Source organism: Micromonospora sp. NBC_01638, assembly GCF_045209745.1.
GTDB lineage: Bacteria > Actinomycetota > Actinomycetes > Mycobacteriales > Micromonosporaceae > Micromonospora.
The window spans coordinates 3,152,872-3,176,476 of the sequence record NZ_CP109273.1 but is presented as its reverse complement, the minus strand read 5'-3'; the positions used below and the strand labels follow the sequence as shown (position 1 = coordinate 3,176,476).

At 71.3% G+C, this 23,605-nt stretch carries 24 protein-coding genes and 1 pseudogene; 9 read left to right on the top strand and 16 right to left on the bottom strand.

All coding sequences use genetic code 11. From position 1 onward, the window contains the following. Nucleotides 1-55: 55 nt before the first annotated feature. Nucleotides 56-913 carry a hypothetical protein gene (locus OG811_RS15125; RefSeq protein WP_406075030.1) on the bottom strand — a complete coding sequence of 286 codons (858 nt, stop codon included), beginning with the start codon at nt 911-913 and terminating at the stop codon, nt 56-58. 54 nt (nt 914-967) lie between these two features. Between OG811_RS15125 and OG811_RS15120 the strand changes: the two genes are divergently transcribed. Beyond that, on the top strand, nt 968-2,131 hold the full coding sequence (locus tag OG811_RS15120; protein WP_406075029.1) for a DNA recombination protein RmuC: 1,164 nt from the start codon (nt 968-970) through the stop codon (nt 2,129-2,131). A gap of 14 nt (nt 2,132-2,145) precedes the next feature. Here the strand turns inward: OG811_RS15120 and OG811_RS15115 are convergent, their stop codons facing one another. Both OG811_RS15115 and OG811_RS15110 read right to left on the bottom strand, forming a co-directional pair. Then, nucleotides 2,146-2,580: a hypothetical protein gene (locus OG811_RS15115; RefSeq protein ID WP_406075027.1), complete on the bottom strand. Its 435-nt coding sequence runs from the start codon at nt 2,578-2,580 to the stop codon at nt 2,146-2,148. A gap of 40 nt (nt 2,581-2,620) precedes the next feature. Continuing rightward, nucleotides 2,621-3,607 (bottom strand): 4-hydroxy-3-methylbut-2-enyl diphosphate reductase, encoded by a 987-nt coding sequence (locus tag OG811_RS15110; protein WP_406075025.1) that lies wholly within the window; start codon nt 3,605-3,607, stop codon nt 2,621-2,623. Between the two features lie 189 nt (nt 3,608-3,796). Here OG811_RS15110 and xseA point away from each other — a divergent pair, with 189 nt between their 5' ends. Together xseA and OG811_RS15100 are read left to right on the top strand one after the other, a co-directional pair. Next, entirely contained in the window at nt 3,797-5,017 is a 1,221-nt protein-coding gene (xseA, locus tag OG811_RS15105) for an exodeoxyribonuclease VII large subunit (RefSeq protein ID WP_406075024.1), read from the top strand. A 45-nt stretch (nt 5,018-5,062) separates the two neighbouring features. Next, the gene (locus tag OG811_RS15100) at nt 5,063-5,290 is read left to right on the top strand and encodes an exodeoxyribonuclease VII small subunit (RefSeq protein ID WP_406075022.1); all 228 of its coding nucleotides are present in this window, start codon (nt 5,063-5,065) and stop codon (nt 5,288-5,290) included. A gap of 39 nt (nt 5,291-5,329) precedes the next feature. On the opposite strand, the gene OG811_RS15095 is transcribed toward OG811_RS15100, so the two are convergent. Next, nucleotides 5,330-6,178 (bottom strand): hypothetical protein, encoded by an 849-nt coding sequence (locus OG811_RS15095; RefSeq protein ID WP_406075021.1) that lies wholly within the window; start codon nt 6,176-6,178, stop codon nt 5,330-5,332. A gap of 206 nt (nt 6,179-6,384) precedes the next feature. Beyond that, on the bottom strand, nt 6,385-7,116 hold the full coding sequence (locus OG811_RS15090; RefSeq protein WP_406075019.1) for a DUF4245 family protein: 732 nt from the start codon (nt 7,114-7,116) through the stop codon (nt 6,385-6,387). 158 nt (nt 7,117-7,274) lie between these two features. Here OG811_RS15090 and glpX point away from each other — a divergent pair, with 158 nt between their 5' ends. Both glpX and OG811_RS15080 read left to right on the top strand, forming a co-directional pair. After that, nucleotides 7,275-8,306, top strand: a complete 1,032-nt coding sequence (gene glpX, locus OG811_RS15085; protein ID WP_406075018.1) for a class II fructose-bisphosphatase — start codon at nt 7,275-7,277, stop codon at nt 8,304-8,306. Further along, entirely contained in the window at nt 8,303-9,274 is a 972-nt protein-coding gene (locus OG811_RS15080; RefSeq protein WP_406075016.1) for a DMT family transporter, read from the top strand. The genes glpX and OG811_RS15080 overlap by 4 nt, the downstream gene beginning before the upstream one ends. Here OG811_RS15080 and OG811_RS15075 read toward each other — a convergent pair whose 3' ends face one another. From OG811_RS15075 to OG811_RS15045, 7 genes are all read right to left on the bottom strand, one after another. Then, entirely contained in the window at nt 9,275-10,879 is a 1,605-nt protein-coding gene (locus OG811_RS15075) for a hypothetical protein (protein ID WP_406075014.1), read from the bottom strand. A 65-nt stretch (nt 10,880-10,944) separates the two neighbouring features. Then, complete coding sequence (locus tag OG811_RS15070) at nt 10,945-11,913, bottom strand: NAD(P)/FAD-dependent oxidoreductase (RefSeq protein ID WP_406075012.1); 969 nt, start codon at nt 11,911-11,913, stop codon at nt 10,945-10,947. A gap of 104 nt (nt 11,914-12,017) precedes the next feature. Next, entirely contained in the window at nt 12,018-12,671 is a 654-nt protein-coding gene (locus OG811_RS15065; RefSeq protein ID WP_406075010.1) for a rhomboid family intramembrane serine protease, read from the bottom strand. Between the two features lie 114 nt (nt 12,672-12,785). Next, nucleotides 12,786-13,463 carry a transglycosylase SLT domain-containing protein gene (locus OG811_RS15060; RefSeq protein ID WP_406075008.1) on the bottom strand — a complete coding sequence of 226 codons (678 nt, stop codon included), beginning with the start codon at nt 13,461-13,463 and terminating at the stop codon, nt 12,786-12,788. Between the two features lie 277 nt (nt 13,464-13,740). Further along, on the bottom strand, nt 13,741-15,156 hold the full coding sequence (locus tag OG811_RS15055) for a PhoH family protein (protein WP_406075007.1): 1,416 nt from the start codon (nt 15,154-15,156) through the stop codon (nt 13,741-13,743). Nucleotides 15,157-15,569: 413 nt separating this feature from the next. Continuing rightward, on the bottom strand, nt 15,570-15,896 hold the full coding sequence (locus tag OG811_RS15050; protein ID WP_406075006.1) for a hypothetical protein: 327 nt from the start codon (nt 15,894-15,896) through the stop codon (nt 15,570-15,572). 31 nt (nt 15,897-15,927) lie between these two features. Next, nucleotides 15,928-16,272, bottom strand: coding sequence for a hypothetical protein (locus OG811_RS15045; RefSeq protein WP_030328857.1), 345 nt, complete (start codon nt 16,270-16,272; stop codon nt 15,928-15,930). 264 nt (nt 16,273-16,536) lie between these two features. On the opposite strand from OG811_RS15045, the gene OG811_RS15040 reads away from it, so the two are divergent. The 3 genes from OG811_RS15040 (at nt 16,537) to otsB (ending at nt 18,388) form a co-directional block, all read left to right on the top strand. After that, entirely contained in the window at nt 16,537-16,980 is a 444-nt protein-coding gene (locus tag OG811_RS15040; protein ID WP_406075004.1) for an XRE family transcriptional regulator, read from the top strand. A 162-nt stretch (nt 16,981-17,142) separates the two neighbouring features. Continuing rightward, entirely contained in the window at nt 17,143-17,496 is a 354-nt protein-coding gene (locus tag OG811_RS15035) for a hypothetical protein (protein ID WP_406075002.1), read from the top strand. A gap of 67 nt (nt 17,497-17,563) precedes the next feature. Continuing rightward, nucleotides 17,564-18,388: a trehalose-phosphatase gene (gene otsB, locus OG811_RS15030; RefSeq protein ID WP_406075000.1), complete on the top strand. Its 825-nt coding sequence runs from the start codon at nt 17,564-17,566 to the stop codon at nt 18,386-18,388. 41 nt (nt 18,389-18,429) lie between these two features. On the opposite strand, the gene OG811_RS15025 is transcribed toward otsB, so the two are convergent. From OG811_RS15025 to OG811_RS15010, 4 genes are all read right to left on the bottom strand, one after another. Beyond that, nucleotides 18,430-19,200: an isoprenyl transferase gene (locus OG811_RS15025; protein ID WP_406074999.1), complete on the bottom strand. Its 771-nt coding sequence runs from the start codon at nt 19,198-19,200 to the stop codon at nt 18,430-18,432. Between the two features lie 31 nt (nt 19,201-19,231). Continuing rightward, on the bottom strand, nt 19,232-20,449 hold the full coding sequence (locus OG811_RS15020; protein WP_406075744.1) for a geranylgeranyl reductase family protein: 1,218 nt from the start codon (nt 20,447-20,449) through the stop codon (nt 19,232-19,234). A gap of 143 nt (nt 20,450-20,592) precedes the next feature. Next, complete coding sequence (locus OG811_RS15015) at nt 20,593-21,462, bottom strand: hypothetical protein (RefSeq protein WP_406074997.1); 870 nt, start codon at nt 21,460-21,462, stop codon at nt 20,593-20,595. A gap of 37 nt (nt 21,463-21,499) precedes the next feature. Beyond that, nucleotides 21,500-23,344, bottom strand: coding sequence for a phosphoenolpyruvate carboxykinase (GTP) (locus OG811_RS15010; protein WP_406074996.1), 1,845 nt, complete (start codon nt 23,342-23,344; stop codon nt 21,500-21,502). Nucleotides 23,345-23,480: 136 nt separating this feature from the next. Between OG811_RS15010 and OG811_RS15005 the strand changes: the two are divergent. Beyond that, nucleotides 23,481-23,570, top strand: a pseudogene (locus OG811_RS15005) (GtrA family protein); the annotation flags it as partial. Nucleotides 23,571-23,605: the final 35 nt, after the last annotated feature.

Genomic DNA, 23,605 nt, shown 5'->3' with positions numbered 1-23,605 from the left:
CGACAGGCCCCGGTCCTCACGACCGGGGCCTGTTCCGCAGGTCACTCAACGACGGTCAGAAGTCACCGCCGCCAAAGTCACCGCCGCCGAAGTCCCCACCACCGAAGCCTCCGCCCCCGAAGTCCCCACCACCGAAGCCTCCGCCCCCGAAGTCGCCGCCCCCGAAGTCGCCCCCGGCGTAGTCGCCGCCGGCATAGTCACCACCCTGGTCGCCGCCGCCGAAGTCCTGGTCGCCGCCGTCCCCGCCCTGCTCGGCACCGTCACCGAAGCCCTCCTGGTAGCCGGCGTCGTAGCCGTACCCGGGGTCGGCGAAGGCGGGCGAGAACAGCGCGTCGGCGATCAGGATGCCGCCGAGCACACCGGCGCCGGCGCCCAGCGCCGTCTTCCACCACGGCGTCGAATACCAGCCCGCCGGCACCGGTCGACCCTGATAACGCCCACCGGGGTAGTAGTAGGGCGTCTCCCGGCCGGGCTGCGGGCCAGCCCGGAAGGTCTGCCCCTGCACGTCGACCTCACGCTCCTTGGTGAGCTGCCCCACGCCGCGAGCGGCGGCCAGCGCCGGCACCTCGGGGCCCGGATCGATGCCCAGTGCGGTACGCGCCGCGCGAATGTAGGCCAGCCCCTCCAGCGCGGTCTCCCGGGCCAACCCGAACTGGTGTGGCGTGCGCGCCTGCTCCAGTTGCGAGCCCGCCGCGTTGTACCGCTCGCCAGCGTCGGCCAGCGCCTGGCGTACCGCCGGTTCGTCGCCCTGGAGGTTCATCAACTGACCGCCGAGGCGCTCGTACCACCGTTGCGCCTCCGCGCGGGCGTCGCCGAGCGCGGTGCGCTGGCGAGCGCCGGCCTGGGCGCGGACGAGCGCCGCGGCGCCCAACGCGCCCACCACCACGACGGCGAGGCAGAGCACAAGTTCCATGTCATCGACCGTACCTCCGGCTGTCACGTCGTATCCGTCTGGCAAGCTCCGGTGATGGACGTCTCGACGCTGCTCCTGGTGATCGTGTGCCTCGGTGCCGGCGGGGCGATTGGTTGGCTCGCGGCCCGGTCCCGGTCGGCGGCCGACATCGCCCGCCTCGACGCCACCCTGGCAGCCACCCGGGAGGGCGAGGGCCGGCTGGAGCAGTCCATGCGGGCCTTGAGCTACGAGGCCACCGCGCAGTCCCAGGAGGCGGTGGCCCGGGCGGTCGCGCCGCTGCACGACACCCTGCGCCGCTACGAGCAGCGGGTGGCCGAGCTGGAGCACGACCGGGTCGACGCGTACGCCGAGCTGCGCGAGCAGGTCCGCTCGATGAGCGCGGTCTCCGGTGAGCTGCGCACCGAGACCAAGCAGTTGGTGGCGGCGCTGCGGGCACCCCAGGTGCGGGGCCGCTGGGGCGAGCACCAGTTGCGCCGGATCGTCGAGGCGGCCGGGATGCTGGAGCACTGCGACTTCTCCGAGCAGGTCACCGCCGCCACCGACCAGCAGGTCGTCCGACCGGATCTGGTGGTCCGGCTGCACGGCGGCCGATCGGTGGTGGTGGACGCCAAGGCGCCGTTCGACGCGTACCTGACGGCCATGGAGGCCCGTGACGAGCGCGGCCGGGACACCCACCTCGACGCGCACGCCCGGCACCTGCGGGGGCACGTCGACGCCCTGGCCGCCAAGTCGTACTGGTCGGCGTTCGACAACTCACCGGAGTTCGTGGTGCTGTTCGTCCCCGCCGATCCGTTCCTCGACGTCGCGCTCCAGCGTGACCCGACGCTGCTGGAGCACGCCTTCACCCGCAACGTGGTGCTGGCCACGCCGGCCACACTGGTCGCCCTGCTTCGGACGGTCGCCTACTCCTGGCGGCAGGAGGCACTGGCCCGTAACGCACTCGCCGTGCACACCCTCGCCCGGGAGCTGTACGGCCGGCTCTCGACCCTGGGCGACCACGTGAGCAAGCTCGGGTCGTCGCTGGCCGGTGCGGTGACGGCGTACAACCGGGCGGTCGGCTCGTTGGAGGCCCGGGTGCTGGTCAGCGCCCGCAAGCTCGCCGAGTTGGGCGTCTCGGACGAGGAGTTGGCCACGCCCGCGCAGGTCGAGTTGACGCCCCGACAGCCGCAGGCACCCGAGCTGGCCGATCCGGCCGACGACGAGGTCTCGGCCCGCTAGCGCCCCACGGGTGGTCAGGACCGGGTGGCGCTCGACACGACGAACGGAATGCCCTGCTGACAGGTGGTCATCATGCCCGGCTCCGCCCGACCGATGACCTCGACCCGCACACCCGCCATCAGCACGTCACGCGGGCCGCCGAGAAGCAGGTAACCGTCGAGCAGCACGCAGTTGGGCTCCACGCCGCCCTGCACCGTGCCGGACAGGGTGGTCTCCCCGACCCCCGGGGGCGTACTCGGACCGCCCGGCTTCCCGGTCTTCGGACCCGATGGCGGGGTGGGGTCGACGGTCGATGGCGAGGCGGTCGGGTCGGGCGTGGGCTGGCTGGTCGCCTCCTGCGCACCCGTCGGGGTCGGTGTGGGTGTGCCACCTCCGGCGTCCTGACTGCCGCAGGCGCTCAACGCCACGCAGACGGCCAGCGCGGAAACGGCGAGCCGAAAGATCCTCATGCCGAATCTGACGTACGCCGGGCCGAGTTCGTTCCCATGCTCAGCCGCGCGCCGCCGCAGCCTTCATGTCCCGCTTCAGCTCCTGCGGAAGCGAGAACGTGAGCCGCTCTTTGGCGGTGGTGATCTCCTCGACGTCGGCGAAGCCCCGCGCGGCGAGGTGGGTCAGCACCTCCTGGACCAGGTCGTCCGGGACGCTCGCGCCGGAGGTCAGGCCGACCGTGGTGGCCCCCTCCAGCCAGGCGTCGTCGATCTCGTGCGCGAAGTCGACCAGGTGACCAGCGCGAGCGCCCGCGTCCAGGGCGACCTCGACCAGGCGGACCGAGTTGGAGGAGTTCGCCGAGCCGACGACGATCACCACGTCGCAGTCGGCGGCGATCTCCTTGACCACGTGCTGCCGGTTGGAGGTGGCGTAGCAGATGTCGTCGCTGGGCGGGGACTGCAGCAGCGGCAGCCGCTGCTTGAGCCGGGCCACCGTCTCCAGCGTCTCGTCGACCGAGAGCGTGGTCTGGGAGAGCCAGACCACCTTCTCCGGATCGCGGACGGTGACCTTGTCGGCGCCGGCCGGACCGTCGACGAGCTGAATGTGCGCGGGGGCCTCACCGGCGGTGCCGATGACCTCCTCGTGCCCCTCGTGGCCGATCAGCAGGATGTCGTAGTCCTCGGCGGCGAACCGCTTCGCCTCGTGGTGCACCTTGGTGACCAGCGGGCAGGTCGCGTCGATCGCCTTCAGCGAGCGCGCCTTGGCCTGCTCGTAGACCTCGGGAGCCACGCCGTGCGCGGAGAAGATGACGGTGGACCCCTCCGGCACCTCCTCGTTCTCCTCCACGAAGATCGCGCCCTGGGCCTCCAGGGTCTGCACGACGTGCTTGTTGTGCACGATCTGCTTGCGCACGTAGATCGGGGCACCGTAGAGCTTCAGCGCCTCCTCGACGGTCTGCACCGCGCGGTCGACACCCGCGCAGTAGCCGCGGGGGTTGGCCAGGAGCACGCGCTTGCCGGTCCGGGGGGTCGCCTCAGCCTCAGTCACGCACCCATCGTACGTGTCCCGCTCGCCACCGCCTGGCGGCCGCGAACCACCCTCGTTTTGGTTGATCATGAAGTTAGCGTCACGACACGCCGTGAAGTGGGGCGATAACTCCATGATCGACGGGGGTGGTGGGGTGGGTCGTAGGGTGAGCGGGTGAGGGACGGGGCGCGGGTGAGGGACGGGGCGCGGGTGAGGGACGGGGCGGGCGGGAGTAACAGCGCTGAGGAGCCTTGGCCGGTGCGGGTGGTCAGCCAGAAGGTGGGGGCATGGATCGCCAAGCTGGGCTGGGTGTGGGTGGACGGTCAGGTCGCGCAGATCAGCCGCCGACCCGGGGCCAGCACCGTCTTCCTCACCCTGCGTGACCCGTCGGCCGACCTGAGCCTGACCGTCACCACCAACCGGGACGTGCTGGACGCCGGGGCACCGGAGCTGCGCGAGGGTGCCCGCGTGGTGCTGCACGCCAAGCCGGAGTTCTACGCCGCCCGGGGCACGCTGAGCCTGCGAGCCGACGAGATCCGCCAGGTGGGGCTCGGAGAACTGCTGGCCCGGCTGGAGAAGCTCAAGAAGCTGCTCGCCGCCGAAGGGCTCTTCGACCGCGCCCGCAAACGCCGACTGCCGTTCCTGCCCGGCCGGATCGGGCTCATCACCGGTCGCGCGTCGGCGGCGGAACGGGACGTGCTGACCAATACCCGGCGGCGCTGGCCTGCGGTGGAGTTCCGCACGATCAACGTGGCCGTGCAGGGTCCGTCGGCGGTGCCGCAGATCGTCGACGCGCTCAAGGTGCTGGACGCCGACCCGACCATCGACGTGATCATCATCGCCCGGGGTGGCGGTGGCATCGAGGACCTGCTGCCCTTCTCCGACGAGGCGCTCTGCCGCGCGGTGTTCGGCTGTCGTACGCCGGTGGTCAGCGCGATCGGCCACGAGACGGACGCGCCACTGATCGACTACGTCGCCGACGTCCGCGCCTCCACCCCGACCGACGCGGCCAAACGGGTCGTTCCCGACCTCACCGAGGAGGTACGCCTCATCGGCCAGGCCCGGCACCGCCTCGAACGGGCGGTGCGCAACCTGGTCGACCGGGAGACGCACCGGCTCGACGGGCTGCGTTCCCGGCCGGTGCTGGCCCGGCCGCAGGTGATGGTGGAGCATCGGGCGACTGACCTGACCGCGTTGCGCCAGCGGGCCGGCCGCTGCCTGGAGCACCGGCTCACCGCCGCCGACGACGACCTGCGTCACACCCTGGCGCGGCTCCGCGCGCTCTCCCCCGCCGCCACCCTCGACCGGGGGTACGCGATCGTGCAGCGCGCGGACGGCCACGTCGTCCGCGCGGCGGCGGACGTCGGCAAGGGCGACCCCTTGCGGGTACGGCTGGCCGACGGCGAACTGGCCGCCACGGTGGACGGCTGAGTGGCGACGCGGTGACCCGGGGAGCGGTGTGCTGAGATGGACGCGATGACTGACGACACGAAGGCGAACGCCGGGCCGGACGAGCGGCTCAGTTACGAGCAGGCCCGCGCCGAGCTGGCCTCGGTGGTCGAGCGGCTGGAGGCCGGCGGCACGTCCCTGGAGGAGTCGCTGGCGCTCTGGGAGCGCGGCGAGGAGCTGGCGGTGATCTGCCAACGCTGGCTGGATGGCGCGCGGGCGCGAATCGACGCCGCCCGGCAGGAACCCGCGTCCTGACCGCCGGTGGGACGGCCGGAGCCGCCCCACCCGCGTACGTCAGTTGAACAGGCTGTACAGCTCGGCCGGCGCCTCGACGACCTGGGCCGCCGGCGGCTTCTGCGCGGCGGTGGCGGCACCGTAGTCGGAGTACGTCATCCGGATTTCCTGGGCGGCGGTCTGCCCCGCGGCCGGCAGCTGGAGCACCAGCTCGCTGAGGCGGCCCTGCGGGTCCACCTTCGCGGTGAACGGAACAGTCTTCGCCTGGGTGCCCAACGCGGCGATCGTGGCGGCGTTCAGCGAGCCCGCCTCGGCGGCCTTGGTGACGTCGATGGTGCCCGCGTACGCGCCGGCGCCGGTGCTGCGGACCTCGGTGATCCCCTGGGTCAGCACCGCGCTGCCGGCCGGGTCGACCTTGTCGAAGTCGAAGCCGAGATTGCGGTTGCCCTTGATTCGGGCCTGGTCCAGGTGCTGGTACTTGCCGAGGTTGAGCTGCTTGACGGCGGGCAGGCTGTTGGCGGTGGGGCCGGTCAGCTCCAGCTTCACCCAGCTGTCCGGCTTGTAGTGGATCACGTCGAGCTTCATGGCCAGGTCGGACGAGGGGCCGCCGATGGCGACCTTCATCGCCGCGCTCTGGCTCGGCTGGTGCACCTGCCCCTCAGCCGTCGAGCCGGCGCCGGTCAGGGTGAACCGGAAGTTGCCGTTACTGATCTCCTTGGTGGAGTCGAGCAGGGCCTGCTTGGCGTCGCCCGCCATCGGCGCGCCGGACGGGCTCGCCGTGCCGGACGCGGTCACCGTCGGGGACGCGGTCGATCCGGCGGTGCCGGTTTGACCGCTGGCGCAGGCGGCCAGAGCGGGCGAGATCAAGGCGGCGGCTACCAGGCCGGCACCGAGTCGTCGAACAGTCATACGTGTCTCCCAAGGGGTCACCCGACGACCTGGACGGCGCCGGAAACCGGGCGACGCAGCAGCACCGTCGGCTGCGCCGCGCGATCCGAGCCGAGCAGCGCGCCCGGATCACTCCCTCTTTGTTCCCTGTCGACGCGTCGGACAATCACCCTTCTGTCTGGTTGCCCAAATTGGCCACCACCAGGGGCGTCGATCGGCGGGGCCGGTCAGCGCAGGGCACCGGCCAGTTCACGCAGCTCGTTGTCCCGGGCATCGCCGACGACGATCACCGTTCGGGTCGGCTCCAGCAGGACCAGCGCCTGCTGGTTCCCCCGAGCCGTGTAGAGCTGCCAGGTACGTCCGGCCAGCTCGGTGGGGCCCTGCGGCTGGCTCTGGCTGGTCAGTTCCGCGGGGAGCAGCCGCTCCGCCGGGACGCTGCTCTGCAGGAGTTGGATGCCCCGCCCCTCCGGCGTGAGGTAGCCGAGCCGCAGGTTCGCACCGCCCTCGACGGTCTGATAGCGGGCGCTGACCGTCAACCAGCCGGAGCCGAGCCCCTGTGGCTGGCTCACCGGAAAGACGTTCGCCGACCGGGCCTGCTCGATCGCGGGGGCCGGATCGACGGTCGCTGCCTGATCGCCGCCGAGGAATCCCCGGTAGAACGCCAGCAGCAGTGCGATCGGGACAAGCAGCACCAGCAGCGAGATTGCCATGTCCTTCGGCGACCGCTCGGATTTGCCAGGTGCCACCCGCGACGGTGGCGCGGGCCGGTCCCGGGCCGGCTCGTCCGTCGGCGGCGCGGTGGCCGGGCCCGACGGGACCAGGGCCGGTTCGCCGGCAGGCGGCGTCGGGTCGGTCGTGGCGGGCTCACCACCGGGGTAGGTGGGGACGGCGACCGGCGGCTGGCCGTCGGGCGGCGTGCGGTCGGCGGGTACGCGGTCGGCTGGCTGTGCGGGTTCCACCCCACCATCTTCGCAGCCGCCCGACCGGCGGTTTCCGGGCCATCGCCGCCCCGCGCCGACGCCGGGTCGGCCATCGTGTGAGGATCAGCGACTAAGCCGGCAGTGGGATCGCCCTACCGCCGGTCGTCCCCGCACCGTCGCGAGGAGGAGCAGCCGTCATGACGAACACCAGGACGCGGATCCCACAGGATCTCGACCGAAACCTCGCCCTCGACCTGGTCCGGGTCACCGAGGCCGCGGCCATGGCCGCCGGTCGGTGGGTGGGCCGGGGCGACAAGGAGGGCGGCGACGGAGCCGCCGTCGACGCGATGCGCAAGCTGATCAACTCGATCCAGATGCGCGGCGTGGTGGTGATCGGCGAGGGCGAGAAGGACAACGCCCCGATGCTCTTCAACGGCGAACACGTCGGCGACGGCACCGGCCCTGAGGTGGACGTCGCCGTCGATCCGGTCGACGGCACCACCCTGATGAGCAAGGGCATGCCGAACGCCGTGGCGGTGCTCGCCGTGTCCGAGCGGGGTGCGATGTTCGACCCCAGCGCCGTGTTCTACATGGAGAAGCTCGCCGTCGGGCCGGTGTACGCCGATGTGGTGGACATCAACGCCGGTGTGGCGGAGAACCTGCGCCGGATCGCCAAGGTCAAGGGCACCGACGTCGCCGAGGTGACGGTCTGCGTGCTGGACCGCAGCCGCCACGACGACCTGGTCGCGCAGATCCGCCGGGCCGGGGCGGGCATTCGGTTCATCTCCGACGGCGACATCGCGGGCTCCATCGCGGCCGCCCGGGGCGAGTCGGACGTCGACGTGTTGATGGGCATCGGCGGCACCCCGGAGGGCATCATCTCCGCCTGCGCGCTGAAGTGCATGGGCGGTGCGATGCAGGCCAAGCTCTGGCCGCGCGACGAGCAGGAGCGGGAGAAGGCGATCGCCGCAGGGCACGACCTGGACCGGGTGCTGGGCACCGATGATCTTGTCACCGGCGACAACTGCTTCTTCGTGGCGACCGGGGTCACCTCCGGGGATCTGCTGCGCGGGGTGCGTTACCGGGCCGGCGGCGCGTACACCCAGTCGATTGTGATGCGCTCGAAGAGCGGCACCATCCGGGTGATCGACTCGTACCACCGGTTGGAGAAGCTGGCGCTCTACTCCGCTGTCGACTTCGACGGTCGTCCGCTGGCCGAGCAGGAGTGACCGCCGCCGACACCGCGGCCCCGCAGGTCCTGTCGGCCAGCCGCCGGATCACCGGTGTCGCGCTGGCGTCGGGCTCCGGGGTCGCGGTGGCGTTGCAGTCCCGAATCAACGGCGAGCTGGGGGTACGCCTGGCCGACGGCTTCGCCGCCGCGGTGGTCTCGTTCGGCGTCGGCCTGTTGGTGCTGCTCGTGCTGGTGCCCGCCACCCCCGGCGGGCGGCGGGGCCTGCTCGCGACGCGGCGTGCTCTGGCGTCGGGCGCGCTGCGGCCGTGGCAGTGCCTGGGCGGGATGTGCGGGGCGTTCCTGGTGGCCACCCAGGGGCTCACCATCGGCACGTTGGGCGTGGCGGTCTTCACCGTGACGGTGGTCGCCGGCCAGACCGGCAGCAGCCTCGCTGTGGACCGGGCGGGGATCGGGCCGACGGGCCGGCAGCCGGTCACCCGGCAGCGGCTGGCCGGTGCGGTGCTCACCGTACTGGCGGTCGGCCTGGCGGTCGGCGACCGACTCGAGGACCCGGGCACACTGGCGCTGGCCCTGCTGCCCCTGCTCGCCGGAGTGGGCATCGCCTGGCAGCAGGCGGTAAACGGCCGGGTCCGGGCGGCGGCCGACAGCGCGTTGACCGCCACGCTGGTCAACTTCGCCGTGGGCACGGTCACCCTGCTCGTCGCGTTCGCGATCGACATCGCGGTACGCGGCTGGCCCACCGGCCACCTGCCGAGCGAGCCGTGGTTCTACCTGGGCGGTCCGATCGGCATCGTGTTCATCGCGATCGCCGCCGCCATCGTGCGCTTCACCGGGGTGCTGCTGCTCGGCCTGGCCACCATCGCCGGCCAGATCGTCGGGGCGGTCCTGCTGGACCTGGTGCTGCCCACCGCGGCCTCGCGCCCCGGCCTGAGCACCCTGCTCGGGGCAGCGCTGACCATGGTTGCCGTGCTGATCGCTGCTCTGGCGCGACCCGCTCGCCGCTGATCACCACCCCGTCGGATGTACATAGGGCGGGTCGGGCGGCCGGTGACGGCCACCGCGCACGAGGGTCGGGTCGACGAAGCTGGCGATCCGAACGGCCAGCAGTAGGCCCGGCACAGTGGCCAGGAGTGCGAGCGCCACCGCGATCCTGCTTTGCGGCGGGGCACCGACCAGCCAACCGGCGAGCGGCAGCCCGGACAGGAGCGCGGTGAGCAGGAGGCCGGCCAGGGCCCACCCGATCCAACTGGTCAGCGCGCCCTCGTACCAGGCGCGGACGACTAGGCCGGCTGCCGTCAGCGCGCCCCACGGCAGAATGACCATGAGCACTGCCATCGTCGTTGCGAGGTCGTCTTCGCGGCCCCAGGCCCCCATCAGCATGACCCCGACGATCAGCATCGACACGCAGCCGGCAAGCCCCCACCAGCGTCGGCCGCCACTGCGGCGGATCGCGAGGTGACCGGCGACCACGGCGACCGCGAAGCCCAGGGTGAGCGCGAGCCCGACGGCGAGCAGCAGATCCGTCTGACGTTGGCCGGGCCCGCCTTCGTCGAGACTGGGCGGATCGTCCCACCGGGGGCCCAGATCCTCCTCCTGGACGAGGTAGCCGTCGCGCCGCCACTCACCGGCCGGCAGGCGGCGCACGAAGCCGTCGCGACCGTTGGCCACCAGCACCTCATGACCACCGCTGGCGGTCGGATAGACGATCAGCTCGCGGGAGGCGAAGTGCCGGTCAAGGTCTCCCGGGTTCGGGGACCGGCGGGCCAACTCCTCGCGCCGCGCGTCCGACACCTCCCAGGCCACCCGCCACGTCGCACCGCCATCGCCACTCTGCTCCACCCGCAGGTGACCGGTGACCACTCGGTAGCAGCGTCGGGGCTCGGCCGGTACGCACGCCTGCCGCTGCCCGGCGTCCTGGTCGGACAGACGCCGCTCTTCGTCCTGGGTGGCGGACCGCCATGTGGTCGCACCGTCGTCGCTGACCGACCACCGGCCCTCCGTGGTACTCGCCGGCCACGGAGTTGCATCGGTACCGGAGCCGACCGAGATCGCCGGGAGGCCGTCGAGCATCGTGGTGCCCAGGGCGTAGGGGTAGTGGATCGCGCTGGTGGCGGTCACCGCCAACAGTGCCGGTGGCAGCACCACCAGCAGCCGGACCAGCCGGGCGGTCCGTTGGCGCACCGGGCGGCGACGTGACCGCGTCCAACTCCACCAGGACAGGCCGAGCGCCGGCAGGGTGAGCAGGTCGGTCCAGTCGGCCCGGACCAGCGACGGTCCGGCCAGCGCGGTCCAGGCCGAGGAGGCGAGCTCGGCCGCGTACCCGCTGGATTTGACGACCGCGAACCCGGCGCCCACCGCGACCAGGCCGGCCAGCGCGGCGGCCCGGGCCGGCAGCCGCGGCACCAGGAGGGTCAGCAGCACCGCGACCAGCGGTGGGGCGAGCACCAGGCCGGCGACGTCGCTCAGCTTGCCGGTCATCAGGCCGGGCAGCGCGGCCTTCAGCACATGGTCGTTGACCACCAGGGCGACCAGGGCGAGCAGTGTGGCGGGGTGGCAGAGCCAGGCCAGCGTCGTCGGCGCGCCGTCGCGCGGTGTCTCGGGACCGCTCATCCCATCAGGGTCCGGCGAGCGCGTCTCGGTCCGGCTACGGACCGGCCTGCTTCCGATACCGAAGGTCAGCCGGCGTCGGAGGAGTGCCCGGGGAAGAGGTGCGCGCTCGGGTCGATGGCCACGGCAGCGTTGTTGACCGCCGTCGCGGCCTCGCCGAAGCCGGTCGCGATGAGCCGGACCTTGCCCGGGTATTCGGTGATGTCGCCCGCCGCGAAGACCCCCGGCAGGTTCGTCGCCATGGCGCTGTCCACCAGGATGTGCCGGCGGTCCAGCCGTAGCCCCCACTCGGCGAGTGGGCCCAGGTCGGCGGTGAAGCCGAGGGCCGCCACCACGGTGTCCACCGGCAACGTCTCGGTAGCGCCACCACGCACGGTCACCTCGGCGCCGGTCACCGTGCCATCCCCGATGAGTCGGCTGACCTCGGCGTTGACCACCACCCGCACCGGCAGCGACAGCACCCGGGCGACCGTCGAGGCGTGCGCCCGGAACTTCTCCCGTCGGTGCACGAGGGTCACCGAACGGGCCAACGGCTGCAGCGCCAGCGCCCAGTCGAAGGCGGAGTCTCCGCCACCGACGATCAGCACGTCCCGGTCGGTCAACTCGGTCGGCTCGGTGACGAAGTAGACGATCCCCGAGCCGGGGGCGCCGTCGGCGCACGGCAACGGCCGAGGGCTGAAGCTGCCGAGCCCGCCGGTGACCACCACCGCGCCGCAAGCGAGCTGTTCGCCGCCGGCCAGGCCGAGCACCGGGCGACCATCGGCGTACGAGAGTTTCTCGGCACGGGTGCCGAGCAGGTACTGCGGGTTGAACGGGGCGGCCTGGGCGACCAGGTTGGCCACCAGGTCGCGGCCCTTGACGGCGGGGAAGCCGGCCACGTCGAGGATCAGCTTCTCCGGGTACATGGCGGTGACCTGACCGCCCGGCTCCGGCAGCGCGTCGATCACCGCCACCGACAACCCCCGGAACCCGGCGTAGTACGCGGCGAAGAGGCCAGCCGGACCGGCCCCGATCACGGCGATGTCGACCTCGCGCATGGCGTACCGTCGCTTTCCGCTTACGGATCAACGCTGCTGATCTAGACCGTAGGCGGGTGGCAGCGGTCGGGCAAGCACGTCTCAGAGGCGCGCCGAGGAATCGGTCAGGGCAGGCTGAGTGTGGAACCCGAGTAGTCCGGGTCATCCAGGGCCGGCCGACGGCGACGGAACAGGATCGCCGCCACCACCCCGCCGAGCAGCCCGAACAGGTGGCCCTGCCAGGAGATCCGCTCGTCGGTGGGGAGGATGCCGACCAGTTGCCAGCCGTAGAGCAGACCGACCAGCAGGAAGACCGCGAAGTTCCACCAGCTGCGCTCGACGATGCCCCGGGTGAGCAGGATGCCCAGGTAGCCGAAGATCACGCCGCTCGCGCCGACCACCACCGAGTTGGGCGAGCCGGTGAACCACACCCCGAGCCCGCTGACCAGGATGATCACCAGGGTCGACCAGAGGAATCGGCGGGCACCGGCGGCCAGGACGAAGGTGCCCAGCAGGATCAGCGGGATACTGTTGCTGTAGAGGTGGTCGAAGCCGTGGTGCAGGAACGGGGAGAAGAAGACCCCGTCCAGCCCGTCGATGCGGTGCGGGATGATGCCGGCGGTGGCGTCCAGGCCGAACGCGAGCCCCTGATCGACGGCCTCGATGAGGAAGAGGAACGGGACCACCGCGCACATCGCGACGAACGCCCGACCGAGCGCGGCGTAGAACGCCTCGGTGCCGAACCGGTGGGGGTCGCCACTTGACGGGTGCAGGGTCACCCCACAACTGCTATCAGCAAAAGTCGCCGACCGCCACTCGCGTCCCGTCAGCGCAGACCGGTGTACGCGCGACGGCGGGGCGGCCGGTCGCCCACCCGCCCCACCGTCGAACCGTCAGTAGCTGCCGTTGCTCTGGAAGTAGCCCCAGGCCCCGCAGGGCGTCTTGTACCTGCCCTTGATGTAGCCCAGCCCCCACTTGATCTGGGTGGCCGGGTTCGTCCGCCAGTCGCTGGCGACGGTCCCCATCTTGCTGCCCGGCAGGGCCTGCGGGATCCCGTACGCACCGGACGAGGAGTTGCTGGCCTTGTGGTTCCAGCCGCTCTCCTTGGTCCAGAGCTTCTCCAGGCAGGGGAACTCGGCGATGCCGAAGCCCGCGTCGATCATCATGGCGCAGCCAATCTTGCGGTTGCCGCTGTACTCCTCGCAGGACGCCGGGATCGGCCCGTCGTACGGCTTGGCGGGCGCGTTGGCCGCCTCGCGCTCGCGCTTACGGGACGCCGCGGCGGCTTCGGCCCTGCGGGCCCGTTCGGCGGCCTCCTTGGCGGCCTGCGCCGCGCGCAGCTTGGCCTGGTATTCGGCGGCCCGCTGCTTGGCGAACTTCACCTGATGGGCGGCCTGCCGGTCACGCTGGTAGGCGAGATCGGCCCGGTCGACCTCGAGGCTGACCTGCTCGGTCAGGCCCTGTTGCTGGGTTTCCCGGTCTTCGCCCAGGTAGAAGCCACCGGCAACGCCCACGGAGAGCAGCGCTACAGCAGCCGTACGGGCGCCCAACCGGCTCCACAGCCGACTCACGAAGTGGTCCCTTCGTCGGGGGCAAGGGCGCGGCGCGGCGCGGGCCACAGGCGGGCCGTCAGCCGTGCCACGAGCGCCCCGACCGGTTGCCGGTCGCACCGACGCACCGACTGTCGCCGATGCCGCCCGTCTCGGGACGAACGATCACCAACGATTCCCGTGGTGCGTGGGCGCTCGTGGGACACGATTGCGCACAGTGAGGCTGATGGGAAACCAATCGGCCGGTTTGTGATTTGGGCCACACGTAAAATGCGGACAAAAGCCCGCATAAGCACCGTTAAATCGGGATGTCCTCCAGGAGATCCGTGACCATCGCGGCGATCGGCGACCGCTCCGAACGGCTGAGTGTGACGTGGGCGAAGAGCGGATGGCCCTTGAGCGCCTCGATGACGGCGGTAACCCCGTCATGCCGGCCGACCCGCAGATTGTCCCGCTGTGCCACGTCGTGCGTGAGCACCACCCGGGAGCCCTGCCCGATCCGGGACAGCACGGTCAGCAGCACTCCGCGTTCGAGTGACTGGGCCTCGTCCACGATCACATAGGCATCGTGCAGGCTGCGCCCCCGAATGTGGGTCAGCGGCAGCACCTCGAGGATGCCCCGCGAGGTGACCTCCTCCAGCACGTTCTCGTGCACCACCGCACCGAGCGTGTCGAAGACCGCCTGTGCCCACGGCGACATCTTTTCCGACTCCGACCCCGGCAGGTAGCCCAACTCCTGGCCGCCGACGGCGTACAGCGGGCGGAACACGATCACCTTCTTGTGCCGGCGCCGCTCCATCACCGCCTCCAGCCCGGCGCAGAGCGCCAACGCCGACTTGCCGGTGCCGGCCCGACCGCCCAGCGAGACGATCCCGATCGCCTCGTCGAGCAGCAGGTCGAGAGCGACCCGCTGCTCGGCCGAGCGGCCGTGCAACCCGAACGCCTCCCGGTCGCCCCGAACCAACCGGACCGACTTGTCGGGCAGCACCCGACCGAGCGCGGAGCCACGCGCCGAGTGCAGCACCAGGCCGGTGTGGCAGGGCAGCCCGGCGGCCTCGTCGACGTCGAGCGTCTCACCGGCGTACAACTGGCCGATCTGCTCCTCGCTCAGATCCAGCTCGGACATTCCGGTCCAGGTCGGGTCACTGGCCTGGCCGTGGCGGTACTCATCGGCGCGCAGGCCCACCGAGGCCGCCTTGACCCGCAGCGGCATGTCCTTGCTGACCAGGGTCACCTCCCGCCCCTCGGCGGCGAGGTTGAGGGCGACGGAGAGGATCCGGGCGTCGTTGCTCTCGCTGCGGAACCCGGGCGGCAACACGCCGTCGTCGGTGTGGTTGAGCTCCACCCGCAGGGTGCCGCCGACGTCGTTGGCGGGCACCGGTCGGTCGAGTCGGCCATGCCGGACCCGTAGGTCGTCGAGCATCCGTAGCGACTGCCGGGCGAACCAGCCCAGCTCCGGATGGTGCCGCTTGCCTTCCAGCTCGGTGATGACCACCAGAGGCAGCACCACCTCGTGCTCCGCGAACCGGTGGAACGCCGCCGGGTCGGAGAGCAGCACGGAAGTGTCCAGGACAAAGGCCTGGCCGGCTGGTCGCGGCTCCTTGGAATCGGCCGGCGCGGCGGCCGCCGCACGGCGGCTCCTGGTGGCGCGGCGGGTTGTGGCAGTCGCGGCCGGGGTCTGGTCGGCACCGGCGGTGGTACGGCGAGTCGTCACAGGCCTGCTCCGACGGATGGGCACCCGCCACCCGTGTTCCGCCTCCTCCGGTGCCCGGGGACACGGGGTCGGATGCGGAACCCCATGCGCGAGGTCGCAGATCCGGGCGGACCGGCTGGCTCGGGAGAACCCCGCGCCATGCCTAGACGCTAGCCGCGCCGGACCCTTCCGGCTAGAGGGCGGACGTGGATCTACCAAGACGGGCTGGTGAGCACCGCTTCGCGGGGCCCCTCACCACCATGGGGGTCGGAGGCGGGCGCGGCGGAACCGGCCGGGATGCATGCCCCCTGCGCGCATCCCGGCCGGTGGGGCCACCGTCACCGGTCTGACGTGGCCCCTACGGTGCGTGTCCGCCGCGGACGACGCACCGTGTTCGTGGCGCCGGTCGGCGGGCCTGCGCCCGCCGACCGACCTCAACCGGTACGTCGGACGAGCGTGCCGGTCGGGTGCCGCCCCGTGATCGGGGCCGCCGGCGCGGTGAACGACGAGCCGGTGTACGTGGTGCCGGGGCGGGCGCCGGCGGAGCGGACCACCGCTGGGGAGACCGACAGGGCCGAGGCGATCGCCGCCTGGGCATCGCGGCGACGCCGGTTCCAGGCGCCCCGGTCACCGTCGAAGTAGCCCTGCCGGTAGCCGAAGCGGTAGCCGATGCGGTAGCTGAGCTGTCCGTGCAACCTGCCGGCCGCGTAGCTGGTGGCACCGAGCACCAGGACGAGGAACACCGCGAGGAACGGGCTCATCGGGCAGCTCCGGCCCAGCCCGGACGCCAGGTCATCGCTCCTCCGGCTCGATCGTGGTGGGATCCGCGACGAGCAGCCGGTCCAGGTCGTCGGTGCTGACCTCCTCGACCAGCTCGACGCTGATCCGGCAGCCATCCAGCACGACCTCGGCCACCGACGACCGGCGGATCTCGCCGCCGGCGTCGTAGACCCGGACGCTCAGCTCAGGGCAGCCGAGATGGGTACGCCAGGCGTTCCACTCGGCGCGATCGCCGACGCTCAACGACAGGTAGCGGCAGCCTCGGGCGAGGTAGAGCCGCCAGGGAGCGGTCAGCCCCGCAGCGACCCCCTCGGCGATCAGCCCGAAGGCCTGGGCTCGGGTGGCGAGCTCGGTCACCACACCCCCCTCGCACCGGGGGCGTGACGCATGTGAGCACCAATCGTCTCATGCACGTGACACACCGTAGATTGTCCCATGGGCGTGACAGTATCAGCTTTTCGTCCGCTTCCGGTTACCACTACGGGCATCTATTCTGCCCGCGTGACACCCCTCAACAGTGACACCGAATCGTTTACCGGAAATCCGAAGGTTCCGTCACGTCTGCGTGACAGTAGCGAGCCGGGGCACGCAATCGCCGCCGGCTGGCCGTACCGTCACGGGGTGACCGAGACGGCCAATGCGCGGAAGATCGCCTTCGCCACCTTCGTGCGGCGCGCCCTGGACGAGGCACGGGCCACCCGAGCCTGGAGTGGCACCGAGGTGTCCCGGCGCACCGGCGTCTCCCGGCAGACCATCAACCGGTGGGTCCGGGGCGACTGGGCCAGCGACCCGGAGGCCGAGCGGGTGGTCGCCTTCTGCGAGGGCCTGGGGCTCAATCCGGCTGCCGCCTTCGCCGTGCTCGGCTGGGACCGCACCGCAGCCGGCCCTCGCACCGGTCAGCCCGCCCCTCCGATGGACCCCGACGTGGAGGCGCTGCTGCGTCGCCTAATCGATCCGAACGTGTCGGACGCGGAGAAGTTCCACATCCGCGAAACCATCAGATATCTCGCATACCGCCCAACGCTCCCCGTCGATGTCCGAAAAAGGGGCAATCAAGCAGGGTAGTTCCTCAGATGGCGAAAGAACGCCTGGTCAGGTTCATTCGTTTGCCTCCACGGCTGGAACGGGCACGCTAGCGTCCCTATTCGTACTGCTTGGGCTCGTCATCGGCGGGGGGACGGGACAAGGCCGAACCCAGCCCTGCGGGACAGAAGGAGGGGTCTGTCCATGACCCTGAAGTGGTTGGCAGTCGTGGTCGCAACGGTGTCGATAACACTGTGGGCGACCGGCAACGCAGTGACCCTCGCGGTCGAAGGCGGGCAGCTCCCGCTGCTCGTCAACCTCTTTGTGCTCATCGCCGCCGGCACCGCGGTCGTTCTGGCCGTCGTCGCCGAGCTGCACGAGCGTCTGAACAACCGGCTCAGCGCGCTGACCGAGTTCCTGGTTGCGCGGCTCAACGAGATCGAGAGCCACACCGGCGATCGCAACACCGGGTTCGTGGAGGGCTATCTGTTGAGCCATGGCCAGGAGGCGGCAGTGGTGCCGTTCGGCCGGCGCGGACGAGGAGCCGCCGAACGCTGATCGCGTACCGCCGAACGGGCCCGCTCGGCCGGGAATGAGCCTCCATCGCCGGGGTACGCTGACGCGCGTGCCGCCGTTGAATCTGGGCAACCAGCAGCCGAGAACCCCGTTGAACGCCGACCAGGCCTGGCGGACCACCGCCAGGCGGGCGGCCGGGACCGTGCTCTTCTTCGACTTCGACGGCACGCTCGCGCCCGTCGACGACGATCCGAGCGCGGTACGCCCGGCACCCAAGGCGCTGGCCGCGATCGAGGCGCTGGCTTCGGTCGTGCAGCGGGTCGCGATCGTCTCCGCCCGACCCGTCGAGTTCCTTCGGGAACAGCTCGACGGGCTCGCCGGCGTCGACCTCTACGGCCTCTACGGGCTGGAGCACAGTCACTCCGGCGGGGAAACCGTCACCGAGCCGGCAGCGCTGCCCTGGGTGCCGACCATGGCGGAGCTGGCCGACCTGGCTCGGGCGGAGCTGCCGCCCGGCACGCTGGTCGAGTACAAGCGGCTCTCCGTCGCGCTGCACTGGCGGACCGCTCCGCAGCTCGGCTCGACCGTGCAGCAGTGGGGGCACGCGCAGGCCGACCGGCTGGGGTTGCGGGTGCAGGCCGGGCGGATGGTGCTGGAGCTCAAGCCGCCGGTCGATCGGGACAAGGGCATGGTGATCGGCGAGGCGATCAAGGGCGCCACCGGCGCCTGGTACTTCGGCGACGACGTCTCGGACATCAAGGCCTTCGCCGCCCTGCGCGCCCGCGCCGCCGCCGACCCGGATTTCCTCGGCGTGTGCGTGGCAGTGGCCAACCCGGAGACCGGCCACGAGGTGGCCAACGCCGCCGACCTGACGATCGAGTCTCCGGCCGCCCTGGGCGACTTCCTCACCCGGGCACTGACCCACCTGCCCTGACCGGGCCGGGCCCGGCGGCGACAGACGCGTCGCCGCCCGGTTCAGGCACCGTAGCGGCGTTGCCTGGTGGCGTACGAGCGCAGTGCGCGCAGGAAGTCGATGTGCCGGAAATCCGGCCAGTTGAGCTCGCAGAAGTAGAACTCCGAGTGCGCGGACTGCCAGAGCATGAAGCCGGACAGCCGCTGCTCGCCGCTGGTGCGGATGACCAGGTCGGGGTCGGGCTGCCCCCGGGTGTAGAGGTGCTCGGCGATGTGCTCGACGTCCAGCACCTCGGCCAGCTCCTCGATCGTGCCGCCGGAGGCGGCGTGCTCCAGCAGCAGCGAGCGGACCGCGTCGGTGATCTCCCGGCGACCGCCGTAGCCCACCGCGATGTTGACCTCCGCGCCGCCGGTGCGCTCGTGGGTGCGCTCCTCGGCGCCCTTGAGCGCCGCCGCGGTCTGCGCCGGGAGCAGATCGAGCGCCCCGACGATACGCAGCCGCCAGGGGTTGCCCTCCTCCGCCAGCTCCACCGCCAGGTCCTCAATGATCTTGAGGAGGGGGTCCAGCTCACTGGCCGGACGGCGCAGGTTGTCGGTGGCCAGCAGGTAGAGGGTGACGTGCCCGACGCCGGCCTGGTCACACCAGCCGAGGACGTGCTTGATCTTTGCCGCGCCGACCCGGTGCCCGTCGTTCGGGTCGAGGAAGCCCATTTCCCTCGCCCATCGGCGGTTGCCGTCACACATCACCCCAACGTGCCGGGGCACCGGCTTACCCGCGAGCTTCGCCGTGAGCCGGCGCTCGTACACGGAGTAGATAAGCTCCCGCAGCGTCATCACCTAGCAGCGTAGCGACCCTTCGGCCAGATCATTGCCTCGGAGCCCCATCCCGACCGCGCAGACCGATGCCGATCATTGCCAAGGTGCGAGCGGTGAGACGTCCGTCACCCAGTCCCAGCTCGACCACGTCGGAGAAGACCCGGCCGTCCCGATGAGCCGCCCGGACCGCCGCGTCCACCACCCGGCGCCGCCGCGCCAACCAGGCCGCGGTCGAGCTGTGTCGCAGGTGAGTGCCGAGACGACGACGCAACCCCTGGGTGTAGCGGCGGGCGGCCCTCTCGGGTGTCTGGGCCGCCGCCGCACCGGCGAGCGCACCGGAGAGCAGCGCGTAGAAGATCCCCTCCCCGGTGAACGGATTGATCAGTGACAGCGCGTCCCCGGCCAGCAGCGTGCGCCCCCGCCCTGGTGCCGGCCGGTGGGTGGACAGCGGCAGATGATGGGCGCGCAGTGCGCTCACCGTCGCCAGGTCGGTGCCGGGCAGCAGCGCGGCCAGCCGGTCCAGCAGGTAGGCCCTGCTCAGCGGCTCCCCGCGCAGCACCTCCCCGTACCCGACGTTCGCCCGCCCGTCACCGATCGGAAACGACCAGGCGTACGCCGGCCAGCGCGCCTTCGAGGTGACGATGAGCTGCTCGGACGGGCCGGGCAGAGCCGGGGCGTACCCACGGATGGCCAGCGCCAGGTGCCGGTCGGGATTCTGCGGGTGGCCGAGCGTCCGACGCACCACCGACCCGGCGCCGTCCGCGCCCACCACCACCCGGCCGGACAACTCCCCGTCGAGCACCACCCGGTCGGCGCGCGGCTCGACCTGGCGCACGGTGTGCCGGCGCAGCTGCGCGCCGGCCGCCACGGCGGCTGCCACCAGTCGCGCGTCGAAGACCTCCCGGGGCACGGTGTACGCGGGCCGGGGCAGCGCCCGGGCCACGGCGCCGCCGCCCGGCGAGATCATGCGCAACGCGGGGAGCGGCGCATAGCCCGCCACCGCCTCGGTCACCCCCAGCTCGGCGAGCATGTCCACCGAGTGCGCGGCGATCCCGTCGCCGCACGCCTTGTCCCGAGGAAAGTCGGCCCGGTCCAGCAGCAGAACACTGGCGCCCGCCCTGCGCGCGGTCAGCGCGGCGGCTGCCCCGGCCGGCCCCGCTCCCACCACCACCACGTCGAACTCGTCGCTCACCGCGCGCCTCCCTCCGACCGATGCGGCACGGCCGACCGTTCCCGCACTGCCCCGGCGATCCCCCGCGCACCGCATGCCAACAGGTGTGATCGCCGCCACCGCCATCCTCCCCCAGCCCGCCCATTACCGACCGGCCTGCGCGGCGCGCGGCGCGACTGCCACCGCTGACCTCGCGCGATCTTGCATTTTGTGCCGCCGCTTCACGCCCTTTGCACCCTTTATCCCGACTGGAACTGCAAGATCGACGGCTGTTGGGGCGGGGCGCGGTGTAGGCCGTACAGGGCGAGCGCTGCTGCGGCGAGTAACGGGCCGCCGTCGCGGACCAGGCCGTCCAGGCCCAGCAGCCACCAGCACAGGGGCAGATCCACGGCGAGTACGGCCACCGTGACGACGACCAGCAGGCCACGCGCCCAGTCCTTGCCCCGCATCAGGAACGCGGTACAGAACAGCACCGCGTAGCTGGCCGTGATGCCCGCGCCGAACCAGAACAGCACGGCCGGTACCGCGGTCAGTCGACCATCCAGAATGGAGCCCCCGGCCACCAGCGCCGGCACCAGCATCAGTGGGCTGTAGGTGAACGCGGCCACCCGGCTGGTCAACAGCCAGGCGCTGGCCTGCGGTCGGCGCGGCGGGGTCTCCCGCCAGGAGATGCCGTCCCGGTCGATGACAAGCCGGGGTCGGTGGCGGACCAGGTGCCCGGCCAACGCCGACGAGCGGTAGAGCAGCCAGACCACCGCCGCACAGAGCGCGGTGAGCACGGCGAAACCGAGCAGGCCGGGCAGCGGCGGCACCCCCTGCCGGGGCACGATGATCCGGCCGACGGCGAAGATCGTGGTGACCGCGAGGATCAGCCCGAACGGGCGCGCCACCACACGGCCCCGCCGCACGTGCCCGATCAACAGCAGGAAGCCGAACGAACGCAGCATCGCCCAACCGGTCCGTACGGCCAGCCCGAAGCCCTGCTCCGGGGCGTACCACCAGTTGAGCAGCTCGACCACGACGGTGGCCGCGGCGGTCGTCGCGAGCAGGAAGGTGAGCACCCGGACGGCGGACGGCCGCCGGACCTCGGTCTCGGCGGCCGTCCTCATGGGATCCGATGATGCCCGCGAAGGGCCTCGTTCACACCTACCGCTGCGGTTGCGCGGCGTCCAGCCGGGCGCGCAGCGCGTCCAACTCGGCCCACAGCACGCCGGGCAGCTTGTCACCGAACTTCTCGAACCACTCGGTGATCATCGGCAGCTCGTTGCGCCACTCGTCCGGGTCGACCTTGAGCGCAATCCGGACGTCCTCCGGAGTCATGTCCAGGCCCTCGACGTCCAGCGCGTCGGGTGCCGGAACCATGCCCACCGGGGTCTCCACCGCGTCGGCCTTGCCCTCGATCCGCTCGACGACCCACTTGAGCACCCGGGAGTTCTCCCCGAAGCCCGGCCAGAGGAACGAGCCGTCCGGGTCCTTGCGGAACCAGTTGACGTAGTAGATCTTCGGCAGTTTCGCCTCGTCGCCGTCGGCGCCCTTGCCCATCTCGATCCAGTGCCGGAAGTAGTCGCCCGCGTGGTAGCCGATGAACGGGAGCATCGCCATCGGGTCGCGGCGGACCACGCCGACCGCGCCGGACGCGGCGGCCGTCGTCTCCGACGAGAGCGTCGCACCCAGGTAGACGCCGTGCACCCAGTCGCGGGCCTCGGTCACCAACGGGATGGTGTCCTTGCGGCGACCACCGAAGAGGATCGCGTCGATCGGCACGCCGTTGGGGTCGAAGTACTCGTCGGCGAGGATCGGGCACTGGGTGATCGGGGTGCAGAACCGGCTGTTGGCGTGCGAGGAGAGGCCCTCGCTCTCCGGCGTCCAGTCGTTGCCCTTCCAGTCGATCAGGTGCGCCGGCGGCTCACCCATGCCCTCCCACCAGATGTCGCCGTCGTCGGTGAGGCTCACGTTGGTGAAGATCGAGTTGCCCCGGTCCAGCGTGCGCATGGCGTTGGCGTTGGTCTTCCAGTCGGTGCCGGGCGCGACGCCGAACAGGCCGTACTCCGGGTTGACCGCGTAGAGCCGGCCGTCCGGGCCGAACCGCATCCAGGCGATGTCGTCGCCGATGGTCTCGACCTTCCAACCCGGAATGGTGGGCTCCACCATGGCCAGGTTGGTCTTGCCGCACGCCGAGGGGAAGGCACCGGCGATGTGGTGGACCTTGCCCTCCGGCGAGGTGATCTTGAGGATCAGCATGTGCTCGGCGAGCCAGCCCTCGTCGCGCCCCATCACGCTGGCGATCCGCAGGGAGTAGCACTTCTTGCCGAGCAGCGAGTTGCCGCCGTAACCGGAGCCGTACGACCAGATCTCCCGGGTCTCCGGGAAGTGCGAAATGTACTTGGTGTCGTTGCACGGCCAGGCAACGTCCTGCTGGCCGGGGGCGAGCGGGGCGCCGATCGAGTGCAGCGCGTGCACGAAGTCCGCGTTGTCGCCCATCGCCTCGAGGACCCGGGCGCCCATCCGCGTCATGATCCGCATCGAGGCGACCACGTACGGGCTGTCGGTGATCTCGACACCGAACATCGGGGACTCTGCCTCGACCGGGCCCATGACGAACGGGATGACATACATGGTGCGACCGCGCATGGAACCGCGGTAGAGATCGTTCATCGTCCGCTTCATCTCGGCCGGCGCCATCCAGTTGTTGGTGGGGCCGGCGTCCGCCTCGTCGACGGAGCAGATGAAGGTGCGTTCCTCGACCCGGGCGACATCCGTCGGGTCGGTACGCGCGTAGAACGAGTTGGGCTTCTTTTCCGGGTTCAGCCGGATCAGTGTGCCGGCCTCTACCAGTTCATCGGTGAGGCGGCGCCACTCCTCGTCGGACCCGTCCACCCAGACGACACGGTCAGGGGTGGTCAGTTCTGCGACCTCACGGACCCAGGCGAGCAGTTTCGGATGGGACGTCGGGGCCTGATCGATACCCCGCACTACAGCCGGAGCAACCATGACACATCTCCTTGTGGTCGACGCTGACCGATCTATGGGATGCACGAGACTCAGCGGCGCGATGCGTCGCCTTCGTGGAAACCTGGGATTGGCCTCAGCGTAAACCGGGCAGCCTTCCGAGTCAGTGGGACTGGTTGTGAAGAACTGCACAAGGTACGGCCACGCTGCGGCATCACGAGCTGATACCCGCTTTCCCGCGCAGTTTCACGCAAATCTTGTTGTGCACCCCGGCGGACGCTTGTTGCGGTCGGGCCGTGGACC